This window comes from Litoreibacter roseus, from assembly GCF_009811795.1.
Classification (GTDB): domain Bacteria; phylum Pseudomonadota; class Alphaproteobacteria; order Rhodobacterales; family Rhodobacteraceae; genus Litoreibacter; species Litoreibacter roseus.
The window spans coordinates 640,008-653,466 of the sequence record NZ_BLJE01000002.1 but is presented as its reverse complement, the minus strand read 5'-3'; the positions used below and the strand labels follow the sequence as shown (position 1 = coordinate 653,466).

11 protein-coding genes are annotated in these 13,459 nt (G+C 59.1%); 4 read left to right on the top strand and 7 right to left on the bottom strand.

All coding sequences use genetic code 11. The features are described from left to right. The first annotated feature begins 108 nt into the window (after window positions 1-108). The 3 genes from KIN_RS10150 to KIN_RS10140 are packed head-to-tail and all read left to right on the top strand — an operon-like array spanning window position 109 to window position 2,736. Window positions 109-1,125 carry an ABC transporter substrate-binding protein gene (locus KIN_RS10150; RefSeq protein ID WP_159806536.1) on the top strand — a complete coding sequence of 339 codons (1,017 nt, stop codon included), beginning with the start codon at window positions 109-111 and terminating at the stop codon, window positions 1,123-1,125. A gap of 50 nt (window positions 1,126-1,175) precedes the next feature. After that, the gene (locus KIN_RS10145) at window positions 1,176-1,943 is read left to right on the top strand and encodes an ABC transporter ATP-binding protein (RefSeq protein ID WP_159806534.1); all 768 of its coding nucleotides are present in this window, start codon (window positions 1,176-1,178) and stop codon (window positions 1,941-1,943) included. Beyond that, window positions 1,936-2,736 carry an ABC transporter permease gene (locus KIN_RS10140; protein WP_159806532.1) on the top strand — a complete coding sequence of 267 codons (801 nt, stop codon included), beginning with the start codon at window positions 1,936-1,938 and terminating at the stop codon, window positions 2,734-2,736. Before KIN_RS10145 ends, KIN_RS10140 begins: the two co-directional genes overlap by 8 nt. On the opposite strand, the gene KIN_RS10135 is transcribed toward KIN_RS10140, so the two are convergent. The 7 genes from KIN_RS10135 to KIN_RS10105 form a co-directional block, all read right to left on the bottom strand. Next, complete coding sequence (locus KIN_RS10135; RefSeq protein ID WP_159806530.1) at window positions 2,720-5,800, bottom strand: alpha-mannosidase; 3,081 nt, start codon at window positions 5,798-5,800, stop codon at window positions 2,720-2,722. The genes KIN_RS10140 and KIN_RS10135 overlap by 17 nt on opposite strands. 3 nt (window positions 5,801-5,803) lie before the next feature. Next, entirely contained in the window at window positions 5,804-6,784 is a 981-nt protein-coding gene (locus KIN_RS10130) for an ABC transporter ATP-binding protein (protein WP_159806528.1), read from the bottom strand. Then, window positions 6,777-7,745, bottom strand: coding sequence for an ABC transporter ATP-binding protein (locus KIN_RS10125; RefSeq protein WP_159806526.1), 969 nt, complete (start codon window positions 7,743-7,745; stop codon window positions 6,777-6,779). The genes KIN_RS10130 and KIN_RS10125 overlap by 8 nt, the downstream gene beginning before the upstream one ends. Continuing rightward, window positions 7,742-8,680: an ABC transporter permease gene (locus KIN_RS10120; protein ID WP_159806524.1), complete on the bottom strand. Its 939-nt coding sequence runs from the start codon at window positions 8,678-8,680 to the stop codon at window positions 7,742-7,744. Before KIN_RS10120 ends, KIN_RS10125 begins: the two co-directional genes overlap by 4 nt. Window positions 8,681-8,683: 3 nt before the next feature. Continuing rightward, entirely contained in the window at window positions 8,684-9,694 is a 1,011-nt protein-coding gene (locus KIN_RS10115) for an ABC transporter permease (protein ID WP_159806522.1), read from the bottom strand. A gap of 86 nt (window positions 9,695-9,780) precedes the next feature. After that, window positions 9,781-11,514 carry an ABC transporter substrate-binding protein gene (locus KIN_RS10110; protein ID WP_159806520.1) on the bottom strand — a complete coding sequence of 578 codons (1,734 nt, stop codon included), beginning with the start codon at window positions 11,512-11,514 and terminating at the stop codon, window positions 9,781-9,783. Window positions 11,515-11,583: 69 nt separating this feature from the next. Then, complete coding sequence (locus tag KIN_RS10105) at window positions 11,584-12,264, bottom strand: MBL fold metallo-hydrolase (RefSeq protein WP_159806518.1); 681 nt, start codon at window positions 12,262-12,264, stop codon at window positions 11,584-11,586. 304 nt (window positions 12,265-12,568) lie between these two features. On the opposite strand from KIN_RS10105, the gene KIN_RS10100 reads away from it, so the two are divergent. Next, window positions 12,569-13,441 carry an AraC family transcriptional regulator gene (locus KIN_RS10100; RefSeq protein WP_159806516.1) on the top strand — a complete coding sequence of 291 codons (873 nt, stop codon included), beginning with the start codon at window positions 12,569-12,571 and terminating at the stop codon, window positions 13,439-13,441. Window positions 13,442-13,459: the final 18 nt, after the last annotated feature.

The following is a 13,459-nucleotide window of genomic DNA, read 5'->3' as shown; positions in this document are numbered from 1 at the left end:
CCGCCAAACGTGTCTTTGTGGGCTTGCCTTTGCGGCCAGACCGAAAGAGAGTTCCGCACAAGACCGCGCCACCACGCGGCACACACCATCATCTTGGGAGGATATGACATGGTGACATTCAACCGCCGTCAGACGCTGACACTTTTGGGGGGTGCCGCCGCGGCATCCGGCTTGGCCGCACCTGCGCTGGCGCAAAACAAGAAGATCACGGTCGGCGCTCTGCGCTTCACCAGCCACTCGGCCAGCTTTATCGCGCAGGAGCGTGGGTACTTCGCGGATCAGGGTCTGGATGTGGAACTGAAGTTCTTTCAGGCAGCCCAACCCATGGCCGTCGCCATTGCTTCGGGCGATGTCGACTACGCCGTCACGGCGATCTCGGGCGGATTGATCTCACTTGCAGACAAGGGCGCGATCAAGGTCATCGGCGGAGCGCTGTCCGAAGAGCCGGGTATCGACGGGCAGAAAATTCTGGCTTCCGACGCGGCGTTTCAGGCAGGTCTGACGACACCTGCGCAACTGGACGGCAAGTCGTTCGGAATGTCTACGGCAGGTTCATCTTTCCATTACATGGGATCGAAAGTCGCCGAAGCCGAAGGTGCAACCATGACCTTCAAGCCGCTGCAAAAAGTGGGCGCCATTATCGGCGCACTAAAAACGGGCCAGATCGATGCGTGGTCCATCGTGCCTCATATTGCGAAACCGCTCGCGGGCTCCGGTGCGGTGCATATCATTGGCAATGTGTCGGATTACCTGCCCAACTATCAGGTGACGACGGTCTTCACCTCGGCCACGAATGCCGCGGACGAAAAAGGCATGACAGGTGACTTCCTTGCCGCGTTCTCCAGCGGTGTTGCTGACTATAATGCCACCATGATCGCCAAGGAAAACGGCGAGGACGGTGTCAACGAGATGGTCGACCTGATCCACAAATATGTCTACACCGACCGCCCCCGTGAAAAAGCGGCACCGTCCATCATCAATGGCACCATGCGGCTGAACGAAGGTGCCGCGCTGAACATGGCGTCGGTCGAGGACCAGTTGGGATGGTTCCAGTCTGAAGGACTGGTGGATGACACCATCACCGTCGATACGCTGGTTGATCCAAGCTACGTGCAGGCAACCTGAACCCTGTGCGCCGGGGCGCCCGACGTCCCGGCCACACTTGAGGGCATATCATGGAAATTCGGCTGAACGGCATCACGCACGCCTATGGCGACACCGCGGTTCTGCGGGATATTTCGCTTGCCGTGCCGTCGGGCAAGATCGTCTGTATCGTAGGTCCGTCCGGATGCGGAAAGTCTACACTGTTGCGTCTGATGGGCGGGTTGGAACAACCAAGCGAAGGTGAGATCCTGCAGATGGGCGACGCACCCTCGGGATGCCTGAATCCTCTGACCTACATCTTTCAGGACTTCGCCCTGCTGCCGTGGCGCAGCGTGCGTGGGAATGTCAGCCTGGTGCTTGAAGATCACAATTTGCCCAAAGCCGAGGTAAACCGGATTATCTCGGATGTCTTAGCCCGCACGAAGCTGACAGATTTTGCCAACGCCCTACCCAAGCAACTGTCGGGCGGGATGAAACAGCGGGTCGCGATTGCCCGCGCCTTGGCTGTAAACCCTGCGGTGATGCTGATGGACGAGCCGCTTTCGGCGCTCGACAGCCAGACGCGGGAGTTGTTGATGGACGATCTGATCGCGCTGTGGACACGGACCCCGTTCACGGCAATTTATGTTACACATAACCTCGCCGAGGCCGTGCGGCTGGGGCATTCAATCGTCGTGCTGTCCCGTCGCCCCGGCGAGATCCGGGAAATCGTCCACTTGGATCAGCCCTTGTCTGAGCGCCACTTCGGGGACGCGACGCTGGAGGAACGCCAGCACTACCTTTGGTCCTTGATGCGGGATGAAGCGCGGGCTGCTGACGCGGAGCTTCTGGATGTCTGAAACCGCCCACACCCGTCCGGTCCGCTTTCGCGGTGGTGGCTTTGCGCCGAAGCCCAATCGCAAGATCGGCATCGTGGTCTTCGTGGTGCTCATTCTCTTGGCCGAGATTGGCACACGCAACGGCTTTATCTCGGCGCTAACTCTACCCAAACCCAGCGATGTCTTGGGAACTTTCGCAGAACTCTACCAATCGGGGCTGTTGTGGAAACACCTTATACCGTCCCTTAGTCGACTTGCGGTTGGCGCGTGTCTAGGGGTGATCGTTGGGGTCGGCACGGGCATTCTGATCGGCCTGTTTTCCCATATTCGCGCCGGGCTTGTGCCGCTAGTCGCAGCGATCTTCCCAATTCCCAAAATCGCGCTGCTCCCATTGTTCGTCATCTGGTTCGGCATCGACGAGGGTTCAAAATACGCACTTATCGCCTTTGGCACGTTTACACCCACAGTCGTCGCCACTTACGGCGCTGTGGATAACGTGGATCGCGGATTGATCCGCATGGGGCAAAGCTTCGGGCTGAGTTGGATGTCAATTGTGCGCAAGATTGTTCTACCCGGCGCGATGCCCGGGATTTTGTCGGGCCTTCGCATCAGCCTTGCGATTGCGATCATCCTGCTGGTCGCGGCAGAGATGTTGGGCGCGGAATATGGCATCGGAGCGTACATCCTTGAGGCCGGTTCGCTCTATGATCTGGAACGCCTGTTCGCGGGTGTTGTGATCCTGTCCGTTCTTGGGGTTCTTGTCAGCGCGGCTATTGGCCTGATCGAACGCCGCCTGCTCAACTGGCGGGTTTGATCTCGACCTTCAGCGTCACGATCTGAAAGGGGCTAAGGTCCAAAGATACGCGCCCTTGGTCAACGGTGGCGTCTTGCTCCTCCGCCTCAAGCAGATCGCAGAAACGGGCGCGCGTCACAGGCTCTGCAAATCTGAGGATGGTTTTGCACCGCTGGCCCGCGCTTTCAAAAACGCGGACGACCATACCTGCCCCATCGTCCGCTGGCTTGAGCGTTTCGATGATCACGGAAGGATCGTCGCTGCTGACGAATGGACCGGACTGGACCGGCACCCCCGGAACGCATCGGATCGGAGTGTTCAGGTCATAAGCATGGGCCTCGACCTCGTCCAAAGCCTCGCCCGCGTGGGGCAACAGACTGTACGTGAACATGTGAGAGCCCTGATCGGCGGTCGGATCAGGCATCGTTGCGGATTTGATCAGGGACAGGCGCAACATGTTCTTGTGGGTGTCATAGCCATATTTACAATCGTTGAGCAGCGCGACGCCATAGCCATCGGCGCTGAGATCGGCCCATTTCTGGGCGGGCACCTCGAAGCGGGCATAGTCAAAGGAACTGTCCCGCGCGGTCGACCGTTCGATGCGACCCCATTGAATGTCATAGGTGGCACGCGAACTGCTGACGGACACGGGGAACGCAACTTTCAGCAATATATGTGACTGGTGCCAATCCACGGCCGTGACAAAATCCATCCGCTTCGAATGGGCATAGAGGCGGATATCCTGCCGGATCGTGCTTTGGCGCCATGTTGTGTTTATCTGCAGGCATGCCCGAAGTGGCCCGGTTTCGATGATGGTAAGCGTGGTGTTCCCCTCGATCACCTCCATCCGTTCTTCGAAAAAGGGATCGATGTCCCAGGCGTCCCAGCAAATCGGACGATCCTCGAACGACTGAAGTTGGTTGCCGCGCTGCCCCGCGGCCAAAACTTCGCGATCCGCGCTCTTGTCATAGACGCGCGCCAACTGGCCATTCCCATCGATCTCGACGCGGATCAATGCATTTTCCATGACCGCACCATCCGCCGTCAGCTTGATCGACAACCCTTCGGGCGGTTGGGCGGCAACCGTGCTGGCGTCGGAGATACTGTAGGCAGGCAGGTCCGGCAGATAGACAAGCCGCCCATCGCGTGTGTCCTGCCCTGGTAAAGGGGCATCGGCCGTGACAACCGCTAGGCGGTCTGCCGCAAGGGGCGCGGTGTTCAGAATTGTCATGGCATCTGCCCCCGGTTCAACGAGCCGCCCGGACAGGTCGTGGGCAAAGCCTTCCGCAATCTCGCCAATCTCGGCGTGATCAAGCCGGGCATCGTCAAACACCTCGGGGATCGAGGTACCGGTCAGGATGTCGTGGAATTGGTTGAGGCACAAAAGCTGCCACGCGCGTGTCAGATTGGGCTGGATGCCTGCCATCGCCGCCAGCGCTTCGACCTCGTGCAGGGCGCGCTCGGATTTGCGGTTTGCGCGTTTGATCCACGCCTGAGATGTCAGAACGCCGCGGTGGCCTTCCATATAGTGCTCGCCCCGCCAGACCGGTAAGTCCTGCGCACTGGCCTCGATCGTCTCGAACGTCTCGCGCACGTTGCTATGGCGCATCCGGGGCATTCCCGGCATCCGCTGATACGCACGGGCCTTGGCCAAAAGCTCTTCGGTGGGACCCCCGCCGCCGTCACCGTAGCCAAAGCAGATCGGCAAATGCTGCACATGATCCTGCGCGGTGGAGTTGGTCCAGGTTCCCAAGACCTCAGATGCGGTCAGATCGCTTTTGTAGTTCGTGGGAAACGGAAGATATTGCACTTGCCGGGGCGTGGTCAGGATGTGCGCCAACACGCGAGACCCATCGAGCCCGTCCCACCAATGGGTCGAGGACGGCACACGGTTGATCTGGTTCCAGTTCAACTTGTTGGTCACGAACCAGCGCAGCCCGGCCTGTTTCATCAGCTGCGGAATCTGACCCGGAAACCCGAATGTGTCCGGGAGCCAAAGGACAGGGGTCTCCACATCACCGAACTGTTCCATGAAGTAACGACGCCCCAGCACCAGCTGGCGGACCAACGCCTCGGGGCCGGGCATGTTCAGATCAGGCTCGACCCACATGCCACCCATGACCTCCCACCGGCCCTCGGCGATACGCGCGCGCATCCGCTCGAAAATACCGGGGTGATCCTCGGCGGTCATGGCGTAAAGCTGTGGTTGGGAATGGGAAAACCGAAACTCCGGATCGCGATCCATCAGCCGCAGGACATTGCTGTATGTCCGGGCGTTCTTGCGGCGAATCTGACTGATCGGCCACAGATAGGCGATGTCCATATGGGCGTGGCCGATCCCGTGCAGGGTCACGTCCAGCGGCGCGCCCGCCTCGGCAATGCCCTGTTGCAGCATCTCAAGCGCGGGGGGAACGGTGTCGTAAAAAGCCGCACCCATCGGGTCGTGTGTGTCGAGCCGCAGGAATGTTCGGTCCAGCGCGTCCAGCAAGGCGTCACGTTCCGGCGCCTCGTCGGTCAAAACATTCACAGTTTCCCAAACGCAGCGCGCCAAGCGGATGAAATCGACCGTGGGTTGGTGACGCTGGATCAGACGCGGAACGCCCATGAAGAGCTTGGCCCGGCTTTCCGCATCAGGTGGCCAATTCGTATGACCGGTCCAGCCGTGCAGGCCCAGCCGGTGCGGTTTTCCGTCGGCCAGCTTATGCGACAGGGCAATCGTGTGGTGATAACGGTCCGCCGACCCGATGGAGCGCCCGTCGATATGCACCAGAGCCTCTGGGTGATTGAAGATGTCGCCAAACACCCCCAATGGCAGGTGCAGCGCCAGATGGTCCGGATCCCACCCATCGGGCACTTGAAACTCGGACATCATCAGGAAGTTCACATTCGCCCCGCCCCAGTAGCTTTCGTGGGGGATTTCGTCCCAATCGCTGAAATCAGCATCCAGAGGTGGATCGGCCTTGGCGTCCGGCAGCGTCAACATGCGAAACGGATCGATGGGTTGCCGTTTGGCATGTGCCATGGGCTCGATCAGAGCGATCCGCTGGGCAATTTTCGCGGATGTGAATCTCAGTTTGTGGTTCATGGATCAGGCCTGCGGCGGTGGCGCGTGAAGAATGCAGGCCGCCCGATGCCCGCGCGGACCAACCTCGTAAGCAGGCGGCAACGCGGCGCTGCAAGCAGGTTGCGCATGGGGGCAACGCGGCACGAAGCGGCATCCGGTGGAATGTGCCGTGCGCAGTTCCTCTTCGGCTGGCAGAATGATCTCGCCCTGCCATCGCTGCGTGGGGTCTGGTTTCGGGACGGAGTCGATCAGAAGCTGCACATAGGGATGCTGCGGGTTTGAGATCACGTCGGTCGCCTTGCCGTGTTCCACCAGCGTGCCCTGATAGAACAGCAAAATGCGGTCGCCGACCTGATAGGCCGTGGACAGATCATGGGTCACATACAGAAAACTGATCCCGCCCTCATCCCGCAGCCGCATCATCACATCAAGGATCGACGCCCGAAGCGAGGCATCGACCATCGACACGGGCTCATCCGCGACGATTAGGCGGGGCTTTACCATATAGGCGCGGGCCATCATGATCCGCTGACGCTGCCCGCCGGACAGCTGGTGCGGGTATTTCCGCAAGACATCGTCGCCGGTCAGCCCTACCGCATTCAGCGCTTCTTCCATCATTTGCCGGGCTTCGGTCTTGTTCGAGGACAGTTTGAAGTTCCGGATCACCATGTCGAATACATGGCCCACCCGGTAAAAAGGATTGTAGCTGCCAAACGGGTCCTGAAAGACGGCTTGCACCTGCCGGTGATAGGCTTTCATCTGCTTGGCCGAGGCGTTGCCCACATCCGTACCGTCGAACATGATCTGGCCTGATGTGGGACGTGTGAACCCAAGCACCAGGTTGGCGAGCGTCGATTTTCCAGAGCCGCTTTCCCCCGCGATGGTCACGATCTCGGGCTCGTCCTTGCGGATGGTCAGGGACAGGTCGTTGAGGGCGACAAGCCCCGTATCCGGATCACCGTAAACCTTGCGGACGTCCCGCAGATCGAGGAGCGCGTCAGACATGGGCGCCCTCCAGTTCTTCGGCGCGGTGACAGGCGACGGTCTGACCGGGACGGAGTTCGCGCATGGGCTGAGGTTTTGTGCAGCCGTCGTTCACGTGCGGGCAGCGCAGTTGAAAGATGCATCCTTCCGGCGGATTGCGCGGGTCGTGGGTGATGCCCTCGGTGATCTTCATTGGGCGGCGCTCCGTCAGCGAAGGAACGCTTTCTATCAGAATTTTCGAATACGGATGACCGGGCCGCGCAAACATATCGGCCACGGGCGCAATCTCGACGATCTTGCCCGCATACATGACAGCGATCCGATCCACCATCTGCGCCATCAGTCCCATGTCATGGCCAATCATGATCATGGACACCCCAAGAGCATCCCTGACCTTGGCCAGCGTCTGGGCCACCACCCGCTGTACAACAACGTCCAATGCGCTCGTCGCCTCATCGGCGATGATTACCGTCGGGTTCAGCGCGACGGCCATCGCGATGCAGACCCGTTGCTTCATCCCGCCGGACAACTCATGGGGATACATCTCGTAGATCCGCTCGGGCAGGCCCACCATCTGAAACAGTTCCAACACTCGCGCACGATCAGGGGCGGCGCCTGTGTGGGTTCGGACCACATCGGCAATTTGCGCACTGATCTTCATCGTAGGGTTCAGAGAATTCATGGCGCCCTGCGGGATCAGCGCCAGTTTGGACCAACGGCGCTTGCGAAACTCTTCATCGGACAGCGCGATCATGTCTTCGCCATCAAGCGTCACGCGGCCGCCTGCAATCCGGCCGGGCGAGGAAACCATGCGCAGAATGCCACTGGTCGCTGTGGTCTTGCCGGACCCGCTTTCGCCGACCAGACCCAGCGTCTCGCCCCGTTCCAGATCGAAGCTGATATCATCCGTTGCCAGCACGTCCCCATCGGGCGTCGCATAGTAGACCTTGAGGCCGCGGACGGAGAGGACAGGTTCGCTCATGCCTTGCGCAACCTTGGGTTGGAGACCTCATCGAGCCCCAGATTTATCAACAGCAGCCCGATGAACATGGTGGCCAGCAGCAGAGTCGGAATACCCCACCACCACCAGAGATTCTGAATGAGCGCGCCAGCATTGATTGCCTCGTAAATTGTGCGTCCCAGTGTCGGGATACGTTGGGGCCCGAGGCCCAGAACTTCCAGCCCGACGGCGGTGACGATGGCCGTCGTGACACTCGCGATGAAAGACCCGAAGAGATAGGGGATCAGGTTCGGCAGCATCTCCTTGAACATGATGTCGGTCGTCGATGCGCCGGACAGTTGCGCCATCTGCACGTAGCCCGATTGCTTCATACTGAGCACCTGCGCACGGATCAGGCGCGTTGGGGACTGCCAGACGAATCCTGCGATCAGCAGCGCCATCATGGTCAGGGAGACATCGCCAAAGGCCGATTGGAACACAACGAGGATCAAAAGCGGGGGAATGGTGATCATAACGTCGCTCAGCACGCGGATGACATCATCGGTCCGCCCGCCGACGAACCCGGCGGTGAAGCCCAGAACGATCCCGGTGCTCATCCCGATCAGCGAAGCGAGCAGCCCCACAAACAGCGAATTCGGCGCGCCCATAATGATGAGCGCCAGGATGTCCCGACCGCTGCCGTCGGTTCCCAAGGGATAGTCCAGCACACCGGGCTGTTTGCGCAGATTTTCAAAGCCCAGCGGTGGCAGTTTCAACGGCGTTGAGCCGGTATAGACAAGTTCGAGGTTCCAGAGCATCCGCCCGATCAGGCCCAAAGCGACGATCGCCAGCAAAAGCCCCGCGCCCCAAATCAGCTTGGGATTGAGCCACGGGTTGTCAAAGCGCTTCATCCGCTTGGCTCGCTTACGCGCGGCCTTGTCGGCGGCGATCTCGGCCTGATGATCGGTGGAGGTCATGGCCTAGCCCCCCTCGTGCCGGATGCGGGGGTCGATGAACGGGTAGATCAGATCGACAATGAAGACGGACAGCGCCGTGATGAGAATGATGACATAACTGACCCCCTGAATGACGGGAAAGTCCTGATCTAGGATCGCATCGTACAGCAGCTTGCCCATGCCGTTATAGGCAAAGATCCGTTCCACCAGCACCTGTCCCGCAATCAGCAGACCGATCTTCAGAGCGAAGGCGGTGATCTGCGGCAGGATCGCGTTGCGGATCATGTAGCGGTAGAGGATGTAGCGTGGCTTCAATCCCTTCGCCTCCGCCAGCTTGACGTAGTCCTCGCCCTGTACGGTGATCATCAATCCGCGCATGCCCAAGGCCCAGAAGCCGAAGGTCACGATGACTATGGCCATTGCTGGCAGAAATCCGTGATGCAAGACGGATTGGACAAAAGCCCAGTTCCAGCCCGGGTCAACAGTCAGGCCGTAAGCACCGGTCAGGGGAAACCAGCGCAGCTTTGCCGCGAATATCCACATAAGCAGGAGGCCAGACAGGATGGGCGGGATCGAAGTGAACACCATCGCCGCCGGAATTGCGACCTTTGCCAGCTTGGGCGAGTGGTCCCAGACCATTAATGCGCCCAGCAAGTTACCTATCACAAAGGTGATGACCAGCGACAGGATCATCAGGCCCAAGGTCCACGGCAGGGCCTGCGCGATCAGGGCTGAGACCGGCGTGGGGAACGTGGCTGTCGACAAACCAAAATCGAAGACCAGCGCGCCTTTGAGATACTTAAAATATTGCACGATCAAAGGCTGATCTATGCCCATTTGTGCACGTAGCTGCGCCAGAATTTCTTCTGCATTGGCCACAGCCCCGGCACCCGAAGCCATGCGACCCAGCGCGATCTCAGCGGGATCAACCGGGCTGAGCCGTGGTATAACCCAGATCATCGAGGCCGCGATCAGAACGGTCAACGCCAGAGTGATCAGCCGATTGATCAGATATTTGCGTGGGATACGTCCCATAAAGCCCCTTTGATCTCGCGCAGTACCCGCTTGCCCCCGCAAGCGGCACTGCGGCGGACCTCGGATCGCTCCGAGGTCCTTTCAGGTCATCCGGCCTTTTCGAGGTTGTGGATGATTTGATGCGTGTGGTTCCACCAGAAGAACGGGTGGTTGTAATAGTTTTCCGCCGTTGGCCAGCCGGTCCAGTAAGTCGTGTTCATCGGCAAAAGCTTGGCTGCCTGAACCAGAGGAATAAACGGCATCTCGGCGTCCAGGTGCTGGTAGGCCTCGGCGACCATACCGGGAATTTCCGGATCGCCGAGTGTCAGGTCCGCCATTTGATCCACGATCGCGGAATACGCAGCAGCGGCATCACCGGACCAGCGAGCCGTGTTGTTGAAGCCGGGCGAGCGCTCGCCAACGGGCACGACATCGGACACCGTGTAGCGACCCATAGACGCCCACGGCTCGTTCACCGATCCGCAGGACAGCCAGCTGTAGGACATCTCGTATTTGCCGAACGGCAGCACCTCACCCCAGAATACGCCGTTTTCAACGGGGACTGCCTTGGCAGCAATACCCGCGCGGTTGAGCTGTTCCACCACGATATCAATGGTTCGGGTGTATTCGGTCGATGCAGAGTTAACGTGGATGTCCACGCTCAGTTGTTGGCCATCTTTCTCGTAAATGCCGTCGCCGCCTTTGGTCCATCCAGCCTCTTCAATCAATGCCTGGCCGGCGGCCACATCTGCCGTTGCAGGCAGTCCGTACCCCGCTTCCTTCACCGCGTCGATAAACGGCGCCATGGAGCCGTACTGCGCGAACATCGTCTCTGACGGAACGGTGGTGCCTTCATAGGCGACATTCACGATCTGCGACCGGTCAATGATATGGGCGACCGCTTTGCGCATTGCTGGGTTGTCCCACGGTGTGACGGTCGTGTTAATCTCCAACTGGCGAGCGCAGGGGTCAGACGCGGCATAGGGATAGTCGCTGTGCCACGCGATCACGTTCGGGTTCTGAGCTGCGATTGCCTCAAATGTGCCGACACCCACATTCTGTGCGGCATCAAGCTCGTTCGTAACCATCAACTGAGCGCGGCTTTCCGCGCCGCCGGTCTCAAGAAAGATCACCCGCTGCGGCTCCGGCAGATCCATGAAGCCTGTCTTGGCGCCCCACCAGTCGTCGTTGCGGTCCCAGATCGCACGGTTCGTTGCGGCGGAGGTAAAGGTGTATGGCCCTGTGCCAATGGGGGGATTGAACGCGAAGGTCGCGGGATCCTCGCCATTCCAGACATGTTCGGGCATGATCAGAAAGGACCCAAAAATGCGCACGCCGAAATTCTCGACGACAAAGCGGGGATTGGGCTCTTTCAGCGCAAAGGTCACCGTCAGGTCATCGACCTTTTCGACCGAAGCAACCTGCGCCCGGATCGTCGAAGCCTCCCGCGAGGAAATCTCTTCGTTCTCGAGCGCCATATTGACGGTAAAGACAACATCGTCGGCGTTGAAGGCCTCGCCATCGGACCATTCGACCCCGTCGCGCAAGGTCAGGGTGAACTCGGTGCTGTCCTCATTGGCTTCAAAGCCCGTCGCAAGCCACGGATCGAGGGCGCCGGTGTTGTAATTCAGAATAAAGAGCGGCTCCCACATGGTCTGATGCGCGCCGTGCATTCGCTTAGTGCCGGGGGTGAACCAATTGAAATTGTCGGGATCCTTGATGGTCCGATCCAAATCGAAAATGACGGTATCTTCGCGCGCGACATTCTGCGCAAACGCAGCACCCCACATGGCAGTCAGCGCAAGGGTTGATCCCATCAAGATAGTTTTGGTCAGTTTCATGTTCTTCTTTCCTCCCACATGTCGGGATTTTGGTCCCGGGTCGCGATCCGGGCGTTCCCGGAGTTTACTTTATCGAACATAGTCCATCACCAGTACTCTGGTCTGGTTCGGAATTGCATCTGCGGTCAAATCGACCTCGCTGGAAAAAGCGAAATCGATATCATCTTCCTTGAAGTGGCTCAGGAAACTCTCGATCCATTTGGTGTTCCGCGGCTTATAGGTCAGCGTGCGAAAATGCATCGGGATGACCAGTTTGGGCCGCGTGCGGTGGATCATCTGCATCAAATCTGGCAGTTCAAGCGTGAGATAGCCACCGGCCAGCGCGAAGAGCACGTCGACATCCTCGAAAAATGTCTGTTGGGCCTCGGTGAGCGGATTTCCGACATCGCCCATATGCGCAAATTTGATCCCATCTAGCGTGAAGCGATACATGCCGTTTTGTCCTGGGACTGCGTGATCGGGATGATGGTCCCATTCGGCGGCCTCAATCGCAGTGATCTCGACGCCTGCAGCGGTCTGTGTCCCGCCAGACTGGGCGACCTTCAGGCAATTTACGACCTCCGGCGATCCAGAAATCAGATCGGCCCTGCAATGGGCGCTGTCATCGTCCGAGGATATCAGAACAAGATCGGCAGGGTCCGTGATCGGCGCATATCCAACACCTTCGGGTGTGTAGGGATCCGTTACAACGCGGGGACCTTTGTCAGGTCTCAACCCAAACGCCGCATGGCCGTACCAAACAATCTTCACTGGCTGCCTCGCATCCATTCAAACCCATTTTTTGGAATGCTGGCGCAGATGGCGCTGCAGATCAAACCTGTGCTCTTGCGGTTGGTACTGTCGAGGCGGGAACACGCGCGAAATGCCCTGCGACTGGCGTTCGCGCAGGCAAATTTGTCCCTCGTTTGCTGGCGGTTACGCAAAATCGCCATCCTCCCCAAGACGGAAGGCTAGAGATGTTAGAGCGGCCTCGCATCATCCAGTCTTGACGTTTTTTTATGCAAACTTGATATTTATGCGTCGATCTTCGAACTTTCTTCGCTAGGGTTGGCGCATGAAGATCAAGACCTTTCAAATCGACGACTACATTGCCAAGGACGATGCGTTTCACATTGCGCGGAAATCCTTGGCCACGCGGTTTCCGCCCGCCGCCCACGGCCATGATTATTACGAAATTTTCCTGATCGAAGACGGCGCGACAGCCCATTGGGTCAACGGCAAACGCGAAACGCTTCTGCCGGGCCACCTTGTGTTCATCCGCCCCGATGATGCCCATGCGTTCAAGGCGGATAAAATGCAGGGCTGCCGCATCATAAATGTGATGTTCAAACCCAAAACCGTGCGCCATCTGCGCAGCCGCTACCCCGACGAGGTCTGCGGCAAATTTTTTGACACACGCGGCCCTTATCCTGAAACCCACATGCTGGCTGGCCCCGATCTGGCGCGGGTCACGCAAGCGCTGGTCGAGCTGCAGACGGCACCACGCGCGCTTGCTTATATCGAGCACTTCATCTTGATGTTGGCGACACGGGTCTTGGCCCAAGTTCATCCGGTGCGGGACACCGCTCCAAAATGGTTCACCGATGCATGCCGTGCGGCCCAGAACCCGGCTGTGTTTCGGCGGGGTGCAGCAGGTTTGATCGACGCGGCAGGGCGCAGTCACGAGCATGTTTGCAGAACTTCGCGCATGGTACTGGGACTGACGCCCTCGGCCTATGTCAACAAGCTCAGGCTTGATCACGGAGCCCGCATGCTCAGCAGCAGTGAACTGCCCATCGAAGAAGTCGCGCGAGATTGCGGGATCGAAAACATCAGCCATTTCTACCGACTGTTTCGCCTGCAGTTCGGCCTGACCCCACGCCAGTACCGCCTGCGTCATCAGCGAGACCCGTTCGAAGTCACCGCCCATGGTGCGCAAAGCGTTTGAGCCCGTAGGGCCATTTGT

Coding starts and splice junctions, on each gene's coding strand:
- KIN_RS10150 (WP_159806536.1), top strand. CDS start 109: ATGGTGACATTCAACCGCCGTCAGACGCTGACACTTTTGGGGGGTGCC.
- KIN_RS10145 (WP_159806534.1), top strand. CDS start 1,176: ATGGAAATTCGGCTGAACGGCATCACGCACGCCTATGGCGACACCGCG.
- KIN_RS10140 (WP_159806532.1), top strand. CDS start 1,936: ATGTCTGAAACCGCCCACACCCGTCCGGTCCGCTTTCGCGGTGGTGGC.
- KIN_RS10135 (WP_159806530.1), bottom strand. CDS start 5,800: ATGAACCACAAACTGAGATTCACATCCGCGAAAATTGCCCAGCGGATC.
- KIN_RS10130 (WP_159806528.1), bottom strand. CDS start 6,784: ATGTCTGACGCGCTCCTCGATCTGCGGGACGTCCGCAAGGTTTACGGT.
- KIN_RS10125 (WP_159806526.1), bottom strand. CDS start 7,745: ATGAGCGAACCTGTCCTCTCCGTCCGCGGCCTCAAGGTCTACTATGCG.
- KIN_RS10120 (WP_159806524.1), bottom strand. CDS start 8,680: ATGACCTCCACCGATCATCAGGCCGAGATCGCCGCCGACAAGGCCGCG.
- KIN_RS10115 (WP_159806522.1), bottom strand. CDS start 9,694: ATGGGACGTATCCCACGCAAATATCTGATCAATCGGCTGATCACTCTG.
- KIN_RS10110 (WP_159806520.1), bottom strand. CDS start 11,514: ATGAAACTGACCAAAACTATCTTGATGGGATCAACCCTTGCGCTGACT.
- KIN_RS10100 (WP_159806516.1), top strand. CDS start 12,569: ATGAAGATCAAGACCTTTCAAATCGACGACTACATTGCCAAGGACGAT.